The organism is Microcoleus sp. CAWBG640 (assembly GCF_020883015.1).
Lineage (GTDB): Bacteria > Cyanobacteriota > Cyanobacteriia > Cyanobacteriales > Microcoleaceae > Microcoleus > Microcoleus anatoxicus.
This window is the reverse complement of the sequence record NZ_JAHRFC010000011.1, coordinates 56,405-77,262: the sequence shown is the minus strand read 5'-3', so window position 1 is coordinate 77,262 and position 20,858 is coordinate 56,405. Positions and strand designations below refer to the sequence as shown.

Genomic DNA, 20,858 nt, shown 5'->3' with positions numbered 1-20,858 from the left:
AGTATTTATGAAAATGCCCCCTGAATTATCCTATACAATTTAAACTGACTGTGAATTAACTAATCTGCCCAACAGCAGATAGGTATTCATATCACCCTTGCCTTTAACCTGGATAATTCCTCTGTCTTCAAACAGATATTTATTTCGCAAAATATGGTAGGTTGATTTGGTGACTTGAATAGTGCCAGGAGTTCCATGAGATTCCATGCGTGCCGCTGTATTGACGGCATCGCCCCACAGGTCATAAATGAATTTTTTAGTACCAATAACTCCGGCGATTGCGGGACCAGTATTGATGCCGATGCGAAGACTAATTGCCGCCTGATGTTTGGCGTTAAATTTAACTAATTCCTGCTGCATATCTAAAGCCATTTCGGCAATATTTTCGGCGTGGTTGGTACTGGGATTTGGCAAGCCTCCAACTACCATATAAGCGTCGCCAATGGTCTTGATTTTTTCCAAACCGTACTTTTCTGTCAGACTATCGAAGGCGGAAAATATTTCGTTGAGAAAAATGAGTAATTCTTCAGCAGATATCTGAGATGAGAGTACGGTAAAGCCCACGATATCCGCAAACAAAATCGTGACTTCGGCAAAGGAATCAGCTATGGTATTTTGACCGTCTTTTAACTTGTTGGCAATGGATTCTGGTAAAATATTGAGCAACAGGCGATCGCTCTTTTCTTGTTCTTTTACCAATTCTATATTTGTCTCTTGCAATTGGGCAGTTCGTTCCCGGACACGCTGCTCTAATTGTTTAGCGTTTTGGCGCAATCTACTGATAGCTAAACTTAAGCCTGATATCCCTAATACTGAAAGTCCGACTAACAGGAAAAACAAGTTTTTGAGTCCACTGTGAGTCTTTTGAGTGATGGTATTGAGAGGTTGAGTTATTTCTAATATACCCCGCACATCTCCTACTTTCCAGTCTTTTTTGGGACTGTAGGAGTTGGTGTTGTGACAATTAACGCAGCTAGGAGTTAAAATGTCTGCTTCTGCATATCGAAATGCTGGTTTACCGAGATAATCTTCTCTTCTAAAAAAGTTGGCTGTGGGATTTTTCGTCAAATAGCTGAGGGCTTCTCGTTCAAAATTGTCTTTAGCCCCACCTTCTTTTTCCCGCCAAGGAAATGGGTAGTTGCTGTACAGACGAACTGATACTTCTGGATTTTTTTGGGTGATATGTTGACCGAGTTCTATCAAAAATGTTGCTGGTACTGGTACTGTTACTTTGGTTTTTGTGGGATTGTAGTCGTGGGTGAAGCTAATCGCATTAGCGGTGGTTAGGGGTTTGATAGCATCGGAACTGTAAAGGGTGCGGGCTTCTTTAATGGCTTGAGCATAGAGGGTGGCATTTTGGAGTGCTTGGGATGCAATTAGGGTGGATGAAAGCTCCGACATATTGGTCATCGCTATGGCTACACCTACACAGAATAGGATTGTTACTGCTAGGATAACTCGTTTGTAAACTAATTGACCCATCGCAGCCAGACTGCCAGAAATTAAGTGTTGCATGGTATCCTCAAGTGTGAGGTTTGATGGTTATTTTGATTTACTACCAACATAACACTGCTTTTTTAGGGGATTTTTAGGGCATCAGATTTAAAGAAAGACAGTAGAGTGTCAGAGGTTGTTTATGATTGTTTACTGCAATGGCTTGAGTTATCCGTAAAAGTACGCATAACTTAATAACGCTAGTTGTAGTTATTTATGTATGTCGGTTAAGATGGCAATTGTAGTCTATGGTTAGCGATCGTGAATTCTGATTCTACTGCCTCACCTGTAAACAAGGAGATATTGCCGGGAGAAGTTTTTATCAATACTGCGGATTTTGATATCGGCATTCGGCGAATTTTGCCTAAATATGATGAAATGCTGGATGTATTAGCAGGTTGTATATTGAATGCAAACCACCGGATTTTAGAATTGGGTTGCGGTACCGGAGAACTTAGTTTAAAAGTTCTGCAACGCTATCCATCTGCGGAAATAGTGGCTTTGGATTATTCACCACGAATGCTTGATTTTGCTCGTGCCAAAATAGAGTTGGCAGGATATGGATCTAGGTGGACTGGAGTCGAGTTGGATTTTGGAGAATGGGCGACTAATCCCAATTTTTCGGGTTTGCGTGATAAATTTGATGCTTGTATTTCATCTCTGGCAATTCATCATCTGGATGATGAAATGAAGTTGAAATTGTTTGAACGTATTTATGAAAATTTGAATCCTAATGGCTGTTTTTGGAATGCCGATCCGATGTTAGCAGAATCTGCGATCGTGCAAAAGATTTATCAAGTGGCGCGGGAAGAGTGGGCTGCAAGTCAGGGGGAAAAGTTGGCAGAAATTCGCGGGAATGTGGGGACGAGTGTATCTTATGGGTATTCTCATCCCGATCGCCTAGCGACACTTTATGCACATTTGGCCATGCTAGCCCAAGCGGGATTTGAGGCGATCGCAGTCCCTTGGAAATATTACGGTATGGCCGTATTTGGGGGTTTTGTCAAGGCGAATCCAGGCGGTTAAAAACCGTGTCTACATAAGCAAAGTCCACCCGCGCGCACTAAGAGAGTAGAAGGAAATTTAGGGAACAGGTGCGGTAATTTCAGTGGGTGTTCCCTCTGGTGAAGGTACTGCTGGTTTTTCCAGCAGTAGGCGCTGTTTATTCCGAAATTCGGCGGCTGCATCGTTTAAATTTTGTCGCTGTTCGCTACTAAATTCTTCCATGCTGCGGCCGTTTCCCAATCGGGATCGGTGAATTAAATCCAATACTCGGCTGCCGCCATTGCCGCCGGAAAAAGGGTCGGGATTGTCGTTAGTTTGAAAGTCTTGCAGGGGCTGGCCATTGGTTAAGCCGCTAGCTTGAGCGAAGGTTGGTTGAGGTAGGAAAAAAGTGGAAAAGGCGATCGCGCTTAATGCCAACCGCATCATCAAATTGCCAGATTTAGAAGTTTTGGTGTTCATAATTAGAAGGAAGAAGATCGATGTGAAGAAGGAAGAAGATCGATGTGAAGAAGGAAGAAGAACCCCCCCCTGCCCCCCCCAAGGGGGGAAAAGAAGGAAGAAGGAAGAAGAACGCCCCAAGGTGGTTTCATTGTTGGTAGGGGCTGTGCCGCCGTGCTGGCCCTCCGAGGACTTCAGCGACATCCCAAAGAATCGCGAGTATCAATGCCAGTTTGTGAATTACTCCCACTAGCTATTTTGCACAATTCTTTGATTTGTGCGCCGTCCATAATGGCATCAGTAAAATCAGCCCCGGTGATGTCAACTCCCTCAAAGGTAGAACGCAGCAAAATAGTTTCTGCTAAAATAGCATCACTCAGATCTGCATTAGTAAATTTAACTTGATCGATCATTGCATTAGTTAAATTTGCTCCATGCAAATTCGCCTGAGTCATCACCGAAGCACTCATAATTGCTCCCCGCAAATCGGCCTTAGAAAAATTAGTCAAGTCCATGTTAGCATTAGAAAATTCCGCAGCCCGCAAGACTTGACCGGAAAAATCGCGTCTTGTCAGTTCGGCGTTGCTAAAGGACAGGGGTGGGGCATAATATTTAGATTGGCCCCAAGCCGGCAGGGGGAAGATTAAGATACAGAGTGTCAATAGGAAGGTAGCTAGTAGCCGGAGTCTCATAAGTTGGGTGTTCTCGCAAGGTGGATATTTGGTAGTGTATTCCGAACTTTGGGCGATCGACTAAAGAGTTAAAATCTCAATTAATAGTGATGGAGATGAAAAAAACGATATGCTAAGTTTTTTATTAACTTGGGTAGTAGCAGCAGTTTCGCTGGTGATTACAGCTAACATTGTACCAGGTATCACAGTAGTTAGCTTTCCGGCGGCGATGCTAGCAGCCGTGGTGATCGGATTTGTGAATGCGGTGGTGCAACCGATTCTGACATTGTTGACGCTGCCTTTGAGCATTCTTTCTTTGGGTTTGTTTTTATTTGTGGTGAATGCGATTTCGCTTTCCTTGGCGTCGTGGTTGGCTGGTGTCTTCAGTATCGGTTTTGCCGTTAATGGTTTTTGGCCTGCTTTGTTTGGTTCAATTGTTTTGTCCTTTGTTTCTGGCTTGATTGGTCGATTTGTGAATGCCGATCGCTCTTTGGATCTGTAACATCCGATCTTAGATGTGCGATCGCACAAACTGCAACGGCTACAGTTACAGAGCCTGCTTTTTCTTCCGATCGAAATATTTGTTTAGGAACTAAAAGCCTTTCATGGGTGGGCATTTTGCCCACCCCACAACAATATTCACTCTTTATGGAACAGGCATCTTGCCTGTTTTTGACAATGGGACAAGAGCTAAGTTCGATCGCGCAAAGTGCAGCGGCTTCTGCTACACTTTTAGTCCCTACTTTGGCCACTACCATATTTGAAGGATGGGGAACTTCTACAGAATTTAAGACACTAGCAGAAAAAGTTTTCAAAGGCCAGTTGTGCCCTTGACAAAGTTCCATAATTCCAGCTTCATTGGCTTTCGTGTCTATTGTCGCAACACCGGCGATCGCACTTGACGCTAAATGATAGCTGCGGCATACTTGTTGAATCGCGTTTTCGATGAATTCTCTCGATGTTCCATGTTGACAACCAATCCCTATCCACAACACTCTCTGAACCCACTGAATCTTAGTAAATTCATTAATCATTATAAAGAATCCACAGGATGAATCAATATTTTTTGTATAATCCTAGCACAAACTGCAAACAAGACAAAATTTAACATGGTAGAACTAAACCAATTACTGTTAGAGTTTGAAGCAAACCTCGAATGGGAAGCAGTGACGGAAGAATGGAAACAAATTCGCGACGATTGGGTGAGCGATGTTTCAGCAGCCATTGACGAAAAAAAACTAGCAATGCTGCTAGTTGAATTAGAATCAAACTTTCAGCCAGAAGCCGTACAAAGTCAATGGAAAAAGCTCCGTAAAAGTTGGATAAAAGGATGTCAAATAGCATCTACTCTTGAAGAAGTATCAAGTCTATTGTTGGAACTAGAAAGCAATACAACTTGGGAAGTAGTGACGGAGGAATGGCAGGAATACCGGGAGAATTGGGTGCAACAAATGTACGAATTTATCGAGTAATTACTCATCTTTAATTAAAACCCCATTTAGAAAAATGTCGGCGAGTCCTTCTGCCATTTCCTGCATTTGCTGCGGAGAAGCATTGGGTTCCATAATCGTATTTTGACTAAAACCTGCCACTGCAAACATCCCCAAAAACACCTGAGCCACAATTTTCGGATTCATCTGCCGATAAATTCCTTTTTCCATTGCCGTTTCAAAAAAAGCCTCGGCTACCTCACTCATCTTGCCAATTACTTCTAACTGAATTCGATCGCGCAAATCTGGGTGAAATTGCGCCTCCAAAAAACACACCCGCATCATGTCGCTATTCTCGCGGATATTCAGCATCCGCCGCCGCATTACCTGAGCCACAGCTTTGTAACTGCCCATTTCGCTTAATTCCGTCAACAAATCAGTCAGTAATTCCACCCATCCTTCTGTGGCTACCTCAATCAAAATTGCTTTTTTATTATCAAAATGCCGAAACAGAGTCCCCTCTGCCACTCCCGCCGCCGCTGCTAAATCGCGAGTGGTAGTGCCATCATATCCACTACGAGCAAACAAGCGTTGAGCCGCTTGTAAAATCCGTTTCTTGGTTTCTGTTTCAGCAGGAGGAGACTGATTAAAAATTCGCATAGCTTTGTAATCGGTAATTGGCGAATTGGAATATCGACTTAGGGACTTAGGGACTAAATTATGTTAAGTTTTAAGTTGTAAGTGACTTTAATCTTAAACTCAAAACTTGATTGTTCAACCCTAGATCATTTTTGAGCTTGGCTGTATCAGCGTAGCACTTGCGACGCAACAGATCGCTTATGACTCAAAAAATCTTTATGCTTAAAAAAAGAATCTCTTTTATTCGGCATAAACATCTTGCTGTGTGACAATGCCCAATCCCAAATCTCAAATCTCAAATCCCATGACCCCGCCGTCTCAACAACCTCGTGAACCGAAGCTATCCCCTAGGGACTCCTTCACATCGAAAACACGACTGCTAGCCTCCCTGCTAGCCGCTGTGGTGCTGTGGTGGGGAATTAGCCCCCAAATCGCCCTCGCCCGCGAAAACCCTGCTAACGGCTCCGCAGCAGCGTCTGTTGTCCCATCGCTCGATCGAGTAATTCGCCAAGTCACCGAATTTAAGCTTGACAACGGCATGACATTCATCGTACTCGAAAGACCAAGAGCACCCGTAGCATCCTTTCTAATTCATGCTGACGTAGGAGGAGCAAACGAGCCCGACGGGCAAACAGGAGTTGCTCACTACCTCGAACATTTAGCCTTCAAAGGCACGCCCCAAATTGGCACTACGGATTACAAAGCTGAAAAACCACTCCTAGACAAACAAGACAAACTCTTCGAGCAAATCCAAGCAGCCAAAGCCAGCGGTAAAACCGCAGAAATCGCTAAATTCCAATCAGAATTTGACAAAGTTGAAAACGAAGCATTGCAATTTGTCAAACGCAACGAATTTGGCAAAATTGTCGAACAAGCAGGCGGAGTAGGGCTCAATGCCGCCACTTCTACCGACGCCACAATGTATTTTTATAGCCTGCCAGCTAATAAATTAGAACTGTGGATGTCCCTGGAATCCGAGCGATTTCTAGAACCAGTATTTCGGGAATTTTACAAAGAAAAACAGGTGATTCTAGAGGAGCGCCGAATGCGAACCGAAAATTCCCCCATCGGACAAATGGTGGAACTTTTTGCTGACAAAGCTTTCTCTGTCCATCCCTATCGTCGCCCCGTAATTGGCTACACTCAAGACATTCAAAACCTCAGCCGTAGCGATGTACAAAAGTTTTTTGACACTCATTACGTCCCCAGCAAGCTGACTGTGGCAGTGGTAGGAGATGTGAAAGCCTCGGAGGTGAAGCGACTGGCGCAAATTTATTTCGGGCGCTATAAAGCGAAGCCAGCGGCTCCTGAATTGCAAATTGTCGAACCTCCCCAAACCCAAACTAAGGAAGTAACGCTGAAATTGCAAACTCAACCTTGGTATTTGGAAGGATACCACAGACCTGCGATGAACCATCCCGACAATGCGATTTATGACATAATTGGTTCTTTGCTCAGCGATGGTCGCACTTCTCGACTTTACAAATCTTTAGTAGTAGAAAAGCAATTAGCTTTGGCGGCTCAAGGTTTTAGCGGTTATCCGGGAGAAAAGTATCCGAATTTAATGTTATTTTACGCTCAAACTGCTCCGGGGCGCACGGTTGATGAGGTGGCGGTGGCTTTGAGCAAGGAAATCGAGCGCCTGAAAACAGAGCCGGTTTCTGCGGAGGAATTGGAGCAAGTGAAAACTCAGGCGAGGGCTGGTTTATTGCGATCGCTCGATTCTAACATGGGCATGGCATTTTCCCTGCTGGATTATCAAGTAAAAACTGGTTCTTGGCGCAATTTGTTTAAGCAATTGGATGCTATTGCTAAGGTAGGTCCCACGGATATTCAACGAGTCGCCCAGACAACTTTCCGCCCTGAAAATAAGACTATTGGTAAGCTTTTACCACTGTAAGTAAGGAAGGAAGAAGGAAGAAGGAAGAAGGAAGAAGGAAGGAAGAAGGAAGAAGGAAGAAGGAAGGAAGAAGGAAGGAAGGAAGAAGGAAGAAGGAAGAAAGAAGGAAGAAGGAAGAAGGAAGAAGGAAGAAGGAAGAAGGAAGAAGGAAGAAGGAAGAAGGAAGACTCGTTCCTAGGCTCTGCCTGGGAACGAATATCCAGAGGCTCTGCCTCGATTTATACTCGGCGGTTGAAACCGCGTCTACACAAACGAAGTCTGCCTCCGCAGACTAAGAGATAGAATAGTTACCACAGGCAACTTAGGAGAAAGAATGAAAAGGACTAAATTGAAACTGAAAAAAGTAAAGTTATTTCTGCTGGCGCTTTGCTTGTTTACAGTTTCATTATCAACATTTAATTTATTACCTTCCTTCGCGGCGGGACCGAAGCACTACGACGAATTGACATTTCCGGCACTGCCAGAATTGAAACTACCTAAATACACTCGCTTTGAACTTAAAAATGGGATGCGAGTCTACTTAATGGAAGACAAAGAACTGCCCTTAGTCGGAGGAAATGCGCTATTTCGCACCGGAGAAAGAGTTGAGCCAAGCGAAAAAATCGGACTGGCAAATTTAACTGGGACAGTAATGCGCACTGGCGGTACGAAAAAGCATACGTCAGACGAACTAAATCAGTTGCTAGAACGTCGGGCTGCTTCGGTAGAAACAGGGATTAGCTCTACTTCGGGAAGCGCTAATTTTACGGCTTTAGCTGAGGATATAGAGCCTGTATTTGACTTGTTTGCCGAAGTCATTCAACAGCCAATTTTTGCTCAGGAAAAGTTGGATTTAGCGAAGAAACAAGAGCAAGGTGGAATCGCGCGCCGCAATGACAATCCCGACGACATTACCAGCCGGGAGTTTCAAAAACTGATTTATGGCGATCGCAGTCCTTACGCCCGCACGGTAGAATACAAAACCTTGGCGAATATTTCCCGCGAAGATTTGGTGGGTTTCTACCAGAAATACTTTCACCCTAAAAATATGATTTTGGGGATTTCTGGGGACTTTGATACGGCAAAAATGCGATCGCTCATCGAGCAAAAATTTGGCAATTGGCAACCGACTCAGATGGCAGAAGTGCCACCCTTACCCACTGTATCAGCAGCCAATAAAGGTGGCATATTTTTCGTAAATCAGCCCCAACTAACTCAAAGTTACGTGCAAATGGGACATTTGGGTGGAATGCTCAATAGTCCAGATTACGGTGCTTTGGATGTCATGAATGGGGTTTTGAACGGTTTTGGTGGTCGTTTGTTCAATAACGTGCGATCGCGCCAAGGCTTAGCTTATTCAGTCTATGCTGCTTGGAGTGCGAGGTTTGACTATCCTGGGGTATTCGTCGCAGGAGGCCAAACGCGATCGGAAGCAACCGTACCATTTATCAAAGCAATTAACACGGAGATCGATCGCATTCGCACCGAAGCAATTACCCCAGAAGAATTAGCTTTTGCTAAAGATTCAAAAATCAATTCCTTCATCTTCAAATTTGAAGACCCCAGTCAAACTTTGGCGCGATTAATGAACTACGAATACTACGGTTATCCGCAAGATTTCATTTTTAGCTACCGTCGCAGCGTGGAAAAAGCCACAATTGCTGACGTACAGCGCGTCGCCAATACTTACTTGAAACCGGAGAATTTGGTGACATTAGTAGTGGGAAATACTGGGGCAATTCAACCACCATTATCGAGTTTGGGAACTTCGGTAAAAGTGCAATCTGTGGATATCACAATTCCCTCTGCAACTTAATCGGTAATCAGTTGACAGTTGACAGTTGACAGTTGACAGTTGACAGTTGACAGTTGCTATAAGTTCATAATCAGGACTAAAGTCCTAACTACAAACCATTTTTAGGTTCGTAGTTAGGACTTTAGTCCTCTCTTTTCACGTTAGCCGATCGGGATCAACACCCAACTCCCGCAACTTTGCCGCCAATAAATCCGCGCGCAGCCGTTCCTGTTGGGCCCGCAGCCGTTCATATTCCGCTTGTTCCGAACTCCACAGCAGCAAATTTCCAGCTTCATCCCACCAGCGCAACCAGTTAATAGTTTGCCCCAAACGTTCCCCCGGCCAAATCCCCAGCCATAAATCCAACTCTGGAATCCGCACCCGTCCCTGTGCATCAGCAGTCTGGGTTAGATAACTCCCATTTTGCAGGTATCGCACTTCCAACTTGGGGTCGTAGGGGTCGTAGGTAACATAGGTGGGCACTTGCAGAATCTGTTCGTAGAAGTAGAGCTTGCCATAGGGAGGAGTCGATCGCACCGACAATTCGCTGTAATCTTCGTTAGACAAAAACTCCATCACCACCGATACCGGCGCACCCTCCAGATTGGGCGTGTAGCTGCGGCGAATCGTCCCCTCAGCAACTGGATGCACTTGCGGCACGTAAAACCAATCCGGTGCTTTGACTACAGTCTGCTTATTTACTGTCGCTACCAGTCCAAAATTGGAACCAATTAGGGCTATGGGTTGAATGCGTCCAGCGGCCCCCAGAGCATCGGTAAGAGCAGCAGCAAGGGGTGGTTGTTGAATATTTTCCACGGGATCATCCGGTAATACAAAGTCGGCTGGTAGGGCTTCCCAGGTGACAGTTGGTGCTTTGGAACTCGACGAGATTTGAAGAACCATGAGCCTATACCATTTTATTTATTTCTTAGTCTGCGGAGGCAGACTTTGTTTTTTTAGAAGCGGTTTCAACCGCCGAATCATAAATCTTGAATAGAATCGAGCAACCATTCAATGTCACCACTTACCAGGCTACCCGACTCAGTTTGATTTTCGGATACGATCGCTAGTATCACAGGAATAGGTCTGGACTCCTCCACATACACCCGACGAATTCCCATCCGCCAGTTCCGATATTGAAGAGCTCACGCAGCCACACACACAACACGAAAACCGATGTTGTTGTTGTCGTTGTCCGGCGCATTGTTGTTGCGAATCGCCGCTCGGCAATTCCTCGGATTGTTGTGACCCGAACCACCGCGCAGCAGCCGAAAGTGCCCATCCCCTCTCTACTTTCTCGCAAACACGAGAGAAGCAAATATCTGTTGTCGCAGTTGCCAAGTATCGCCGTGTTTCAAATGCGCGGCCCAACTTTGCAATGACTGGGTAATTTGAGATAACTCCATTTCCCCCTTCGCATATTGTACCTGCATTTGTTGCAGCCGTCGCTTAGCTCGGCGCAAGTTTTCTGTTCTGACTCGAATGCGATCGGGTAAAATCCGAAAACCGAGAAAATTTGCCCCTTCCTTAATTTTATCAACCAGCCACAGAGTATCAGCACACTTCAATTTGCGGTGCAGTAAAGATTTTAATATTTCATGGTCTATACTAGCAAAATACTTGCGAATATCACACTGCAAAACATAGCGACTAGAACGAGCAAAATCCGTGAAACGGCGCAAAGCACGGTGCGTACCAAAACCTAATCGATTCGCATAGGAATCACCAATAAAAGTCCGTTCAAATATCGGTGTAATAATATTGCATAGGGCATGATGAACTACCCTATCTCTATAGGGTGCAGCCGAAATTAATCGCTTTTTGGGTTCGACAATTTCAAAGGTTCTATACTTGCCAGGACAGTAAGTTTTATCGATTAGTTGCGTTTTTAGTTTTGGCAGTTCGGTTTCTAAATTATAGTTAAAAGTCTGGTTTGATGTCTCAAAATGTCCAAACTACTGTTGAGCGGCTCTAAGATAGTTAGTTTTTCTTTTGTATATCTTGCCTGAATCAGATTTTCGAGGAACTCGTACAATCTAGCAATCATTCTATCACCCAAGATGAATTTATGATCTCTGGGCAACCGATTTAATATCGGCACGTACCATTTGATCAAATCGTAGGTTTTTTGAATAATTGGTAGTTCTTGCATTGGATCATATTACCACGTTTAGTGTCGTTTTTGATAAAAAAAATCGAGTCACCTTCGGCGACCTAAAAGTGAAAAATTAAGAAGTGTAAAGAGCAAGATGGTAAAAGTATAAAGAGCTATTAAGTCCACGCAGCCACACACACAACACGAAAACCGATGAAGTCGTTGTCGAAGTCCGGCGCATCGTCGTCGCGAATCGCCGCCCGGCAAATCCTCGGAATGAAGCGACCCGAACCACCGCGCAGCAGCCGGGTTCGGTTATCTTCCTTAGTATTGATTAATAAGTCAACATTGTTTTGATAACGATTATCATTACAAGTTTCGTCCCAAACCGTACCATCCGTAGGCGCACCTTGATAGCTATCATGCCAAGGGTCAGCACACCACTCCCAGACGTTCCCGTGCATATCATAGAGTCCAAAAGCATTGGCTACACCAAAGCTACCCACAGGCGTTGTTTCTTGGCGATAAACCCCTTTAGGCCCTTCACCATAGGAACCAGACCACTTGCCCTCTTTATCATCTGTGCCATCATAATTCGCTAAATCTGTCGTAATCGTTTCCCCAAAATGAAACGGTGTGGTTGTCCCGGCGCGACAAGCATATTCCCACTCTGCCTCGCTGGGTAAACGGTAGGGCTTTCCAGTATGTTGAGACAATCTGGCACAGAATTCGACCGCATCATACCAAGAAACACATTCTACAGGGCGATTTACGCCTTTGAAGCGGGAGGGATCTGGGTTGAGTTCTCGATTAACTTGAGGTAGATTTGCTACAGTTTTCCACTGGGCTTGGGTAACGGCATATTTGCCCATCAAAAAGGGTTTAATCGTCACCTGATGTTGAGGTCTTTCATTGTCACGGCTTTCCGCTTCAGTTTCCGGCGCACCCATCATAAATCTACCCCTAGGGATGTAAACCATCTCTAGAGTGTTATCGCCTAAATCTTCGGTAAAATATGCAGTTGTTTTGGTTTCGCGTTTAATAATTTCACCTTCAGGATTCACCGTGACAGTCTCAAAGCTAAAAATATCAGCCGGAACAGGATGAGAAGGCAAATTAACTGTCACTCCCGCCACAGTCGCAGCTTTTCCTGTTTCTGTTTTGGGTAAGCTATCAAACAAATCATTTGCTTTTGTATAATGCCCTAGTGCCGTTTCCTTCATTGCCTGCCCTAGAGTCAGCAAAGCTTGAAAATTATGTTCTCGCAAAGGTTCAGCCAAAGTTTCTACTAGAGATGATTTTTGGAACCATTGAGAAAGATTTGGCTTTAGCAATAACTTACCAAGCATCGCAGTTAGTTCTGCTGCTGCTTTACTTGGTTCTACATAAGCCAAAGCTGTCCAACGTTGAGCATCTTTTAACCCTGTAATATTTGATCGAAAGTTGCGTTTGACATACTTGAGCAAAAACTCGGATAGCTTCTGCAAACGCTGTTTGCTCAAACCCTTTAAAAGTTCTTTGCGAACAGCGATATCCATCTCATATAGTTCCTGATCAACTTCCCTACACAAACCAGACAATAGCAAATCAGAAACCACAATCCAAGGCACTTGTAGCTTCTCTTCCTGCAAAAGGTAATCCCGCAAGCGATAGAGCAAATCAGGTGTCAAAGCCAGCGGAAAAGCTGCATAACAAGCAAATTGCCAATGAGTTTCAGTAAAGCGATTTCTGAATCTTTTAATAGATTCAAGCGCTTCTTGTTGTTTTGGGTCGTTTACCGTTTCTGTAAATTCATTCATTTGGTGTCAATAATCGACTAAAATCCTTGATAAATCTCGTTTGTATCCAAGTCTCGATCCCCCTAAATCCCCCTTAAGAAGGGGGACTTTGATCGGAATCTTGTCCCCCCCTTCTTAAGGGGGGTTAGGGGGGATCGAAATTCTATGCAACCTCATAAAAGTTGATATAACCTCACATCTTGCAGCAATGTCAATAAAGGGATTTTCGATGGGGGAGGGCGGGTTTATTTAACCTGTTTGCAAGCTTTAAAGCTGTTGGCGAACCCGCCCCTACAGGTTTTTGAGAATGGTGCAAGATCTCAGTATAACAGGACATAATATTAATTGCTTTTTGAAACCCTGCACTATCTGCGGCAAACATTTTTATATTGTTCAATTTAGCAATTGCCGCAGCCGTTGTCTCTTCCCAAGCAGATTTTGGAACAGGATTCAACCAAACAATTGTTTTTACTTCCTGTTTTAGTTTGTTTAAAAAATCTTTTGTTTCACGAATCCGCCTAGGTATATAGTCTCGTCGTGCAGCACCAGCATCGCTAAAAATCAAAACTACTGTATGTTGAGAAGAAAGCCCCGCTAAAACTTCTTCTACAGAAATTTCAGTATTAAACTGCGAGTCACAATACAACTCATCATTAGGATAATTATGAAAATAATAACAAGACTGAGATGCCAAACATCCGGTTTGTTGAGCGGTAGCGACTAACTGTCTGGATAAAACATGAAATGGCTGCATAGAACCTTTCTGGTCAATCAACAGCAACAAGGAACTATATTTAAGTCGGCGCGGCTTCAAGACAGGCAGAACAAATTTACCTTGAGATTTGATTTGTTCAATAGTTGCAGCAACATCTAATTCTAGCTTATTTCCGGTACGGACCGATCGCCTGAGATTGTACCAACCCTGTACCATTTGCTGTCCCGTAACTGGCAAATAGTCGTCCGAGTGTTGTGTTGGCTTAAAAGCTACATAATCAGGTTGTCGTGTTTTGACAGCCTTCACATCTCCATCACTATCCTGGCTTGGAGAAGCAGAAACTGGTGCTTGAGAAGTGGCGGGAAAAAAGAAAGACTTTCCCTTCAATTCCCTGGGAGTTACAGGTATTGTGGAAGTAGGAATTTGCCGTGCTTCTGGCGAGTTAGAAGTATCTAAATTTGTTAATTTAGGAGACTTATCACTAGAGTCTAATTTTTGAGGCAATGCCTGGTCAAAAATCGCTTCAAATTGTTGTCTTTGAGAGTTAGTTTTTACCCAAATAGTTTTAAGCAATTGCTTCAGAGACTCTGGGTCCAATGGATAAACATCTGTTTCTAGAGCCTCAATCAATAAATTATACTCGCAGATACCCAGCGGAAATCCTACTTTCCGCAGTTGGTTGAATAATTCGTATAAAGGTAAGTCGATTTGACTCAGATCATTCATCTTCATCTCCTTCGCCATAAGCTATTCGCAAATCATCTTTACTTTTGAGTAATGTATTATCATAGGGTATTTCACGCTCTCCTAAAAGTTCCTCAATATCTTGCTTAGATTTGTTTAGGTGCAAAGCCTTAAACCAATCTAGCAATTCACTAATGCTAATTTTTTTCCCAGAATCTCCTCTCTCTTCCTCCATTAGTTTGCGAAGCTCTAAAAATCTATCCAGAGCTTTTTCTGTCAATTCTGGCTGCCATTTTTCACCCATTCTAGCTTCGACTATTTTGAGTAAGTTTTGCTTTTTTGGAAATTCAAAATGGTAATATAAACAGCGCCTCAAAAAAGCATCGGGCAGTTTTTTCTGAGCATTGCTAGTGATAAAAATAATCGGTTCAAGCTCTTTTTGAACTCGAAATTCCTCTCCAGTTTCTCTGATAGTGAAACTTTTTTCTTCATCAAGTTCCCAGAGCAAATCGTTCGGCAAATCCACATCGCCTTTATCAATTTCATCAATTAACACAATCATGCGCTTACTTTTACCTTCTTGAGAAGCTTTGAAAGCCTTGCCAAGCGCTCCCCATTTAATGTATTCTTTATGGAGGGGGTCATTAAGGTACTGTTGAATCTCGTTTTTTTGTGAGAGGTCTACCGATGCAATCTGTGCGTGGTAAAGTCGTTTGACAGCATCATAAGTATAGAAACCATCTTTCGCTCGGTCTGTGGATTTAATGCACCAATAAGCATAGGGCCATCCAGCGCCATTGTTATAGTTTTTGCTAAATTCATAAGCAACAGCTTTTGCTAACTTTGTTTTACCGCAGCCCGGTTCCCCTTCGAGCAGCAATGGCCTGTTTAGCTTAATGGCCAAATCAACAGCTTTAACTAAGCCTTTGTTAATATCTGTTAAATAGGGATAAAAAGTTTCTGTTTTTTTTGTCTCTTCATCTATATATATTTCTTCGCCAGATTTAGGCTGGAAATCCGAATTTCCAGTGAATTTAAGTTGAAGCTTGATTGAGTCTAAATTTTTCGCCATGAACCTTGATGCTCCTCCCATTTTATATTACAAAGACTATAGACAGACTCTAGCAAAACTTCTGGCTTTCCTTGGCTTTGATTCCAAATAAATTCCGCGATATTGTTACCGTTATATGACTCATTTGATGAATCACTATTTCTGGTTTTCTGGATAAATCTATTGACTGCTTCGAGTTTTGTCCATTCCATTATATCATTGTTGTTGAATTGATCGTTCAAATACATTTCATGGATTGGAGGGATTAGAGCGCTGTCGTCATCCAAATTGAAAGCTTCAGATTCATCTTCATCTTGTGGTTGCGAGTCAATCCATACCATTAATAATTTTTGCTTATTTTTAGTTGTGGACAATTCTTTTTCTAGCGGTTTATGTAATAAATTGAATAAATCATAAAACTCGGTTAATTGTTGCTTTTGTTCTGTGTAGAAGCATAAAATTATATTTTTCTTTTCTTTTTGCATTTTTTCATAAATTGCCTTAGCAATTTTGCCCAAATCTTGTTTTCTTTCAAGTGCTTCAGGAAGCCTTAAGTTCTGAATAATAGTATTCAACTTATCTCTAGAATCTGAGTAAAACAAACTGGAAGTGGAAAACACGATTTTAGCTTCTTTGATATTACCATCAACTGGTTGTACCAGAGCTTTCAGTAACCAAAACAGAGAAATATTCTTCCCTGGAACCGATCGCAATTTTAAACAAACTAAATTGTGCGACTTTGTAGCTAAGTCTCGGAATGTTCCAACTTCGGAATTATGATTGAATTTCCACAACAAAGTTTCTAGTTGTTTGTAGTGAGGCGTTTTTGGTTCTTCCGTACCTATTTCATCGCAATCAAAACCTAGAAAATCACAAACAATCTGAAAAACCTCATCTTCAATGCTTATTTCTCCATTGAAAAACCTATTCCAACTTGCACTACCATAGTTGTCTATTTTCAGATGAGCATCGAAAAATTCTTTTAGTCCAATCTTTCCAATCTCATAATCGCTAAGAAAGCAATCTTTAATTTCTTTCAAGTTTGATGTATTATTACCTAATTTTTGTATCATTTCAATCAAGTTCTCACTAATGGTGAAACCTTCCTGAGTTAAGTATTCAAAATCTTTTTTATCTAGTCCTGAGTCAAGTGTTTTTCCGCGAATAGCCAAAGATTTTGCAATTTTATATTGAGCAACTTGCCAACGAACCTGTTGTATACCACCTTTTTGAGTCCGCCTTTCCTTGACTAATGCCACTTTGTCCGATCGCAATATCCAACCCACTACTACATACCCTCCAATTTGTCAATGATCTGCCGAAAATTTTAGCGATCCTTTCGCCATCGATAGAGACTTGAGAGACTAAGGGAGTTGAGGCCACTGCTGGGTTCAACCCATAACCCGTTTAGGAAAAAACCAAATGAACAACAGTAAACCGTCCAACCATACTCTTAGCAAAAAACCGATGACTAACAAAAAAAAGCCGAACCCTGCCCTTGCGATCGCACTGGCTCTTACGATCATATCAGGCGGAAGTGCAGTATCGTTGGGTTCTCAGAAAACCCTTTCTCCCCAAAAGCAGAAGCTCTTTGAGCTCAGTGCGACAATTTGTGAGACTGCTGCAAAAACCGTTCTTAGATTGCTTGGTGATAAACCGAAAAAGTAGGACAGTGCGATTTGGACTGCTGTAACGTTTTGACGGGGATATCACCCGTCAAGTCTTTACCAAGAAACACACAATCCTAAAAATCAATACTCAAAGGAGCTCTCGGAAACGGAATCACATCGCGAATATTCCCCATTCCCGTCATAAACTGCACCAGCCGTTCAAAGCCCAAACCAAAGCCAGCATGAGGCACAGTACCATAGCGGCGTAAATCCAAATACCACCACAATTCCTCCTTGTTCATCCCCTGAGCTTCCATGCGTCTTTCCAACACATCCAGCCGCTCTTCCCGCTGGGAACCACCGATAATTTCCCCCAGCTTAGGAGCCAAAATATCCATGGCTCGCACGGTTTTCTCATCATCATTTAACCGCATATAAAATGCTTTAATTCCCACGGGATAATCGGTGACAATTGTCGGCTTTTTAAACAATTCCTCAGCCAAATAACGCTCGTGTTCCGACTGCAAATCCAAACCCCACTTGACGGGAAAATCAAACTTTTTGTCTGCTTTCTCCAAAAGTGCGATCGCCTCGGTGTAGGTAATCCGCTCGAACTGATTGTTAATGATATTTTCCGCAGTAGCCAGAACCGTCTTGTCAATGCGATCGTTGAAAAAGTCCATATCTTCCGGACAACGATCCAACACGTATTTAAAAATATACTTTAAAAACGCCTCCGCCAAATCCATATCACCCTGCAAATCGCAAAAAGCCATCTCCGGTTCAATCATCCAAAACTCAGCTAAATGCCGGGAAGTATTAGAATTTTCGGCTCGAAAAGTCGGGCCAAAAGTGTAAACATTGCCGAAAGCCATCGCCATAATTTCCGCTTCCAACTGACCACTTACTGTCAGATAAGCGCGTTTACCAAAAAAGTCTTTCGCATAATCAACTTCTTGAGAATCAGTGCGCGGGATATTTTTCAAATCGAAGTTAGTAACGGCAAACATTTCCCCCGCACCTTCGCAGTCGCTAGCAGCAATAATGGGAGTATGCACCCACAAAAAACCCCGTTCTTGGAAAAATTGGTGTATGGCTGCGGAACAAGCATTGCGAACCCGAAACACAGCACCATGGGTATTAGTACGAGGCCGCAAATGGGCGATCGTTCGCAAAAACTCCAAAGAATGCCGCTTCTTTTGCAGCGGATAACTTTGGGGGTCGGCATCCCCATAAACTTGAACTTGAGACGCTTTTAACTCAATGCGCTGTCCCTTTGCTGGAGATGCTACCAACACCCCCGACACTTCCACAGATGCACCTGTATTTAATTGTTTCAGTACATTTTCAAAATCTGGCAAATCAGCATTGATGACTACTTGTAAATTAGCCATCGCCGAACCATCATTGACTTCCACAAACGCAAATTCTTTCAATTCCCGCTTAGTGCGAACCCAGCCTTGAACAGTGACAGTTTCATCAGGTTCACCACCCCGCAAAATAGCAGCAATTCGTTGATTTGTCATATCCACTCCCGTTTATTTAATATTTTGCACTATATTTCTCTGTTTTCTCTTCCTCTGCGCCCTCTGCGCCCTCTGCGGTAAAAAAAATCACCAACTATCCCGCATAGGATTTCAAAATCCAACCTAGCAAAATACCAAGTCCCCCAAAACGAACTGCTTGCCAAAAAGGTTGTTTTATGCTAGCCCAGGAAAACAGACTGCTTTCTAAATTTAACTCGATCGTTTCTAATTCTTGCTCAATTTCCCGCAATTCTTTCTTCAGTTGCGGTAAGCGATTTTGGCGCTGTTGCTGGTGGATTGCTTCGCGCCGATGCCCCAGTTCCGCTTGGCGCTGGCGATCGACCTGAATTTGAGTGTAACGTTCTTTGACTGCTGCGAGCGATCGCTCCACCGTTGAGAGGGCTTGAACAAACTCGCTGTCATCATCTCCTGGTGTCTCTGGATTAAACTCTGACGGCTGTTGAGGCATTGTGATACGCAAATCTGACAATAATTAAAATTTAGTTGTTATTATGTGCAGTATATTTTTTAAATTCAGGAACTGTAGCCAAATCGCTATGATTACCAACTATGCTTGAAACTACACAAACGCCTAAAACTGTCAACCTCAACGAGCTTACCACAGTAGAACTAGCCCAAGCTCTTGCCACCCGCCTCGCCATCTCCGAAAAAGATTGGCATCGTCTCAAGAATAACCGTCCTGCTCGCGCCGCTGAGCAAGCTGGGGCTGCTTTGGTCTTTTTGCTCAAAAATCAGCCAGAAGAAGCCCTCCCTCGCTTGAATCAAGCCGCAGGATGGCTAGATCGATCGATCTCAGCTCCTCCTTGCCCCACCCACGGACACGGAAAATAGTTATGCAGTTTTGATCGAAACTAGGGAAACTCAAAACCCTCTGGTTTTAGATGCCCGACTTGTGGAAGAAGTCCGGCATCTAGGTGTGATATTTTGTTAGTGGGAGTGACTTATGCACAACAAGTAGACCGATCGAGATGTACGATCGGTCGATTCGGCAACCAGACAACTCTCCGGTTGTGACTGATGTTGACAATTCTGCCAAATATGTAGTAGTTTTACCGCCAGCGAGGTAGGCTTGAGGAACTGGGAACTTGTTTGCATACCCTTAACTCTGTACCCTGAGAATTCCACTCAACCCGATCGAATATCTGGTAAAGAATAAACAACCCCCTGCCGCATTCATTTTCAACGTCAGGGAGTTCACAGTTATCTGCAACATCGCTATCGCAATCATCTGTATAAAGGTTGCAATTGCAAGGGGCTTGAAACCCCGTTCCCTCGTCTGATATCACCCACCAATATTGATTTTGGACTATGGAAAAACGGACTCCAACAGTTTTACTGGGGTCCAATTTGTTTCCATGTTTAGCAGCATTTACCAAAGCTTCTTGAAGCCCTAACCGTAATTCCGCTTGCCAGTGAACCGGAACCTCTGCTAGGAGCAGATCCAAAACAGGACAAAGGTATAGAGTAGAAGCGAAGCTAATCGTAATCCAATTGCGCCCTACTGGACGGGCTGAGATAGCAATCACTCAGAAAACTCCCTAACTTTCAGGTGAATAATTTTCACACCCTGCATAGTTGGCTCCCCTAGTATTAACAATGCCGATCGATTGAGCGCCACAGCTCTATCTATATTTTAGAGTATCAAAACCCTGGATCAAAGCAAAGATCCTCACAAAATATTTTGCGACTCTCACAATAGGACTTTTTGCTCACTCAGCCACCCTGTCAGCGGAGTTCACCAAGGTCCCATTCCCAAAAACCTCAACTTGCCAATCTCCCAGATCCCCAATATCAATCAGTACAAAACCTACTTTAATCCCTCGATCCCTGCTCAGTCCCCGTGGATTGCTAGCTCTGCTTCGGTAGGTAATTAGCATAAGTTACCATTGTCAAACTCTTTTGATACAATAATTAATGTAAATAATCAATTTATTTACTTTCCACATATAAAAACCAAAATCTAGGCTTGGGCCTGGGGGGGGGTTCTCGATCCGGGATGGGACACTGGTCCTCTACCCAATCTTACG

General features: G+C 43.3%; 22 protein-coding genes and 3 pseudogenes. 7 read left to right on the top strand and 18 right to left on the bottom strand.

The window, feature by feature from the left end:
• Window positions 1–39: 39 nt before the first annotated feature.
• A pseudogene (locus AAFP11_RS08465) lies at window positions 40–753 on the bottom strand (adenylate/guanylate cyclase domain-containing protein); the annotation flags it as partial.
• 141 nt (window positions 754–894) lie between these two features.
• A pseudogene (locus AAFP11_RS08460) lies at window positions 895–1,401 on the bottom strand (DUF3365 domain-containing protein); the annotation flags it as partial.
• A gap of 354 nt (window positions 1,402–1,755) precedes the next feature.
• Between AAFP11_RS08460 and AAFP11_RS08455 the strand changes: the two are divergent.
• Window positions 1,756–2,520 (top strand): class I SAM-dependent methyltransferase, encoded by a 765-nt coding sequence (locus tag AAFP11_RS08455; RefSeq protein ID WP_341736644.1) that lies wholly within the window; start codon window positions 1,756–1,758, stop codon window positions 2,518–2,520.
• A gap of 57 nt (window positions 2,521–2,577) precedes the next feature.
• Here AAFP11_RS08455 and AAFP11_RS08450 read toward each other — a convergent pair whose 3' ends face one another.
• Together AAFP11_RS08450 and AAFP11_RS08445 are read right to left on the bottom strand one after the other, a co-directional pair.
• A complete protein-coding gene (locus AAFP11_RS08450; RefSeq protein ID WP_341736643.1) occupies window positions 2,578–2,958 on the bottom strand; it encodes a hypothetical protein in 381 nt (126 codons plus the stop codon).
• 173 nt (window positions 2,959–3,131) lie between these two features.
• On the bottom strand, window positions 3,132–3,629 hold the full coding sequence (locus tag AAFP11_RS08445) for a pentapeptide repeat-containing protein (RefSeq protein ID WP_341736642.1): 498 nt from the start codon (window positions 3,627–3,629) through the stop codon (window positions 3,132–3,134).
• A gap of 109 nt (window positions 3,630–3,738) precedes the next feature.
• Here AAFP11_RS08445 and AAFP11_RS08440 point away from each other — a divergent pair, with 109 nt between their 5' ends.
• Window positions 3,739–4,110: a phage holin family protein gene (locus AAFP11_RS08440; protein WP_341736641.1), complete on the top strand. Its 372-nt coding sequence runs from the start codon at window positions 3,739–3,741 to the stop codon at window positions 4,108–4,110.
• On the opposite strand, the gene AAFP11_RS08435 is transcribed toward AAFP11_RS08440, so the two are convergent.
• Window positions 4,010–4,642: a cobalamin biosynthesis protein gene (locus AAFP11_RS08435; RefSeq protein ID WP_341736640.1), complete on the bottom strand. Its 633-nt coding sequence runs from the start codon at window positions 4,640–4,642 to the stop codon at window positions 4,010–4,012. The two genes, AAFP11_RS08440 and AAFP11_RS08435, sit on opposite strands and share 101 nt — an antisense overlap.
• 75 nt (window positions 4,643–4,717) lie before the next feature.
• Here AAFP11_RS08435 and AAFP11_RS08430 point away from each other — a divergent pair, with 75 nt between their 5' ends.
• Window positions 4,718–5,080 carry a hypothetical protein gene (locus AAFP11_RS08430; protein WP_341736639.1) on the top strand — a complete coding sequence of 121 codons (363 nt, stop codon included), beginning with the start codon at window positions 4,718–4,720 and terminating at the stop codon, window positions 5,078–5,080.
• Here the strand turns inward: AAFP11_RS08430 and AAFP11_RS08425 are convergent, their stop codons facing one another.
• Window positions 5,081–5,698, bottom strand: coding sequence for a helix-turn-helix domain-containing protein (locus AAFP11_RS08425; RefSeq protein ID WP_341736638.1), 618 nt, complete (start codon window positions 5,696–5,698; stop codon window positions 5,081–5,083).
• 283 nt (window positions 5,699–5,981) lie between these two features.
• On the opposite strand from AAFP11_RS08425, the gene AAFP11_RS08420 reads away from it, so the two are divergent.
• On the top strand, window positions 5,982–7,577 hold the full coding sequence (locus tag AAFP11_RS08420; protein WP_341736637.1) for a pitrilysin family protein: 1,596 nt from the start codon (window positions 5,982–5,984) through the stop codon (window positions 7,575–7,577).
• Window positions 7,578–7,890: 313 nt separating this feature from the next.
• Window positions 7,891–9,372 carry a pitrilysin family protein gene (locus AAFP11_RS08415; protein WP_341736636.1) on the top strand — a complete coding sequence of 494 codons (1,482 nt, stop codon included), beginning with the start codon at window positions 7,891–7,893 and terminating at the stop codon, window positions 9,370–9,372.
• 135 nt (window positions 9,373–9,507) lie between these two features.
• Here the strand turns inward: AAFP11_RS08415 and AAFP11_RS08410 are convergent, their stop codons facing one another.
• From AAFP11_RS08410 to AAFP11_RS08370, 9 genes and pseudogenes are all read right to left on the bottom strand, one after another.
• Window positions 9,508–10,254 carry a Uma2 family endonuclease gene (locus AAFP11_RS08410; RefSeq protein WP_341736635.1) on the bottom strand — a complete coding sequence of 249 codons (747 nt, stop codon included), beginning with the start codon at window positions 10,252–10,254 and terminating at the stop codon, window positions 9,508–9,510.
• A gap of 77 nt (window positions 10,255–10,331) precedes the next feature.
• On the bottom strand, window positions 10,332–10,472 hold the full coding sequence (locus tag AAFP11_RS08405) for a hypothetical protein (RefSeq protein WP_341736634.1): 141 nt from the start codon (window positions 10,470–10,472) through the stop codon (window positions 10,332–10,334).
• A gap of 24 nt (window positions 10,473–10,496) precedes the next feature.
• Window positions 10,497–10,622 (bottom strand): annotated as a pseudogene (locus AAFP11_RS08400) (SUMF1/EgtB/PvdO family nonheme iron enzyme); the annotation flags it as partial.
• Between the two features lie 18 nt (window positions 10,623–10,640).
• A complete protein-coding gene (locus tag AAFP11_RS08395) occupies window positions 10,641–11,033 on the bottom strand; it encodes a hypothetical protein (RefSeq protein ID WP_341736633.1) in 393 nt (130 codons plus the stop codon).
• Window positions 11,034–11,260: 227 nt separating this feature from the next.
• Window positions 11,261–11,503: a diversity-generating retroelement protein Avd gene (avd, locus tag AAFP11_RS08390; RefSeq protein ID WP_341736632.1), complete on the bottom strand. Its 243-nt coding sequence runs from the start codon at window positions 11,501–11,503 to the stop codon at window positions 11,261–11,263.
• Window positions 11,504–11,622: 119 nt separating this feature from the next.
• A complete protein-coding gene (locus tag AAFP11_RS08385) occupies window positions 11,623–13,245 on the bottom strand; it encodes a formylglycine-generating enzyme family protein (RefSeq protein WP_341736631.1) in 1,623 nt (540 codons plus the stop codon).
• Between the two features lie 190 nt (window positions 13,246–13,435).
• Window positions 13,436–14,665 (bottom strand): hypothetical protein, encoded by a 1,230-nt coding sequence (locus tag AAFP11_RS08380; protein ID WP_341736630.1) that lies wholly within the window; start codon window positions 14,663–14,665, stop codon window positions 13,436–13,438.
• On the bottom strand, window positions 14,658–15,695 hold the full coding sequence (locus tag AAFP11_RS08375; protein ID WP_341736629.1) for a MoxR family ATPase: 1,038 nt from the start codon (window positions 15,693–15,695) through the stop codon (window positions 14,658–14,660). Before AAFP11_RS08375 ends, AAFP11_RS08380 begins: the two co-directional genes overlap by 8 nt.
• Window positions 15,680–16,933: a hypothetical protein gene (locus tag AAFP11_RS08370; RefSeq protein ID WP_341736628.1), complete on the bottom strand. Its 1,254-nt coding sequence runs from the start codon at window positions 16,931–16,933 to the stop codon at window positions 15,680–15,682. The genes AAFP11_RS08375 and AAFP11_RS08370 overlap by 16 nt, the downstream gene beginning before the upstream one ends.
• 163 nt (window positions 16,934–17,096) lie before the next feature.
• Between AAFP11_RS08370 and AAFP11_RS08365 the strand changes: the two genes are divergently transcribed.
• On the top strand, window positions 17,097–17,342 hold the full coding sequence (locus AAFP11_RS08365; RefSeq protein ID WP_341736627.1) for a hypothetical protein: 246 nt from the start codon (window positions 17,097–17,099) through the stop codon (window positions 17,340–17,342).
• Between the two features lie 76 nt (window positions 17,343–17,418).
• Here AAFP11_RS08365 and asnS read toward each other — a convergent pair whose 3' ends face one another.
• Window positions 17,419–18,810: an asparagine--tRNA ligase gene (gene asnS / locus AAFP11_RS08360; RefSeq protein ID WP_341736626.1), complete on the bottom strand. Its 1,392-nt coding sequence runs from the start codon at window positions 18,808–18,810 to the stop codon at window positions 17,419–17,421.
• Window positions 18,811–18,904: 94 nt separating this feature from the next.
• Entirely contained in the window at window positions 18,905–19,279 is a 375-nt protein-coding gene (locus tag AAFP11_RS08355; RefSeq protein WP_341736625.1) for a DUF2203 domain-containing protein, read from the bottom strand.
• A gap of 101 nt (window positions 19,280–19,380) precedes the next feature.
• Between AAFP11_RS08355 and AAFP11_RS08350 the strand changes: the two genes are divergently transcribed.
• Complete coding sequence (locus AAFP11_RS08350) at window positions 19,381–19,662, top strand: DUF6439 family protein (protein ID WP_341736624.1); 282 nt, start codon at window positions 19,381–19,383, stop codon at window positions 19,660–19,662.
• A gap of 218 nt (window positions 19,663–19,880) precedes the next feature.
• On the opposite strand, the gene AAFP11_RS08345 is transcribed toward AAFP11_RS08350, so the two are convergent.
• The gene (locus AAFP11_RS08345; protein WP_340520745.1) at window positions 19,881–20,357 is read right to left on the bottom strand and encodes an anti-sigma regulatory factor; all 477 of its coding nucleotides are present in this window, start codon (window positions 20,355–20,357) and stop codon (window positions 19,881–19,883) included.
• Between the last annotated feature and the right edge of the window lie 501 nt (window positions 20,358–20,858).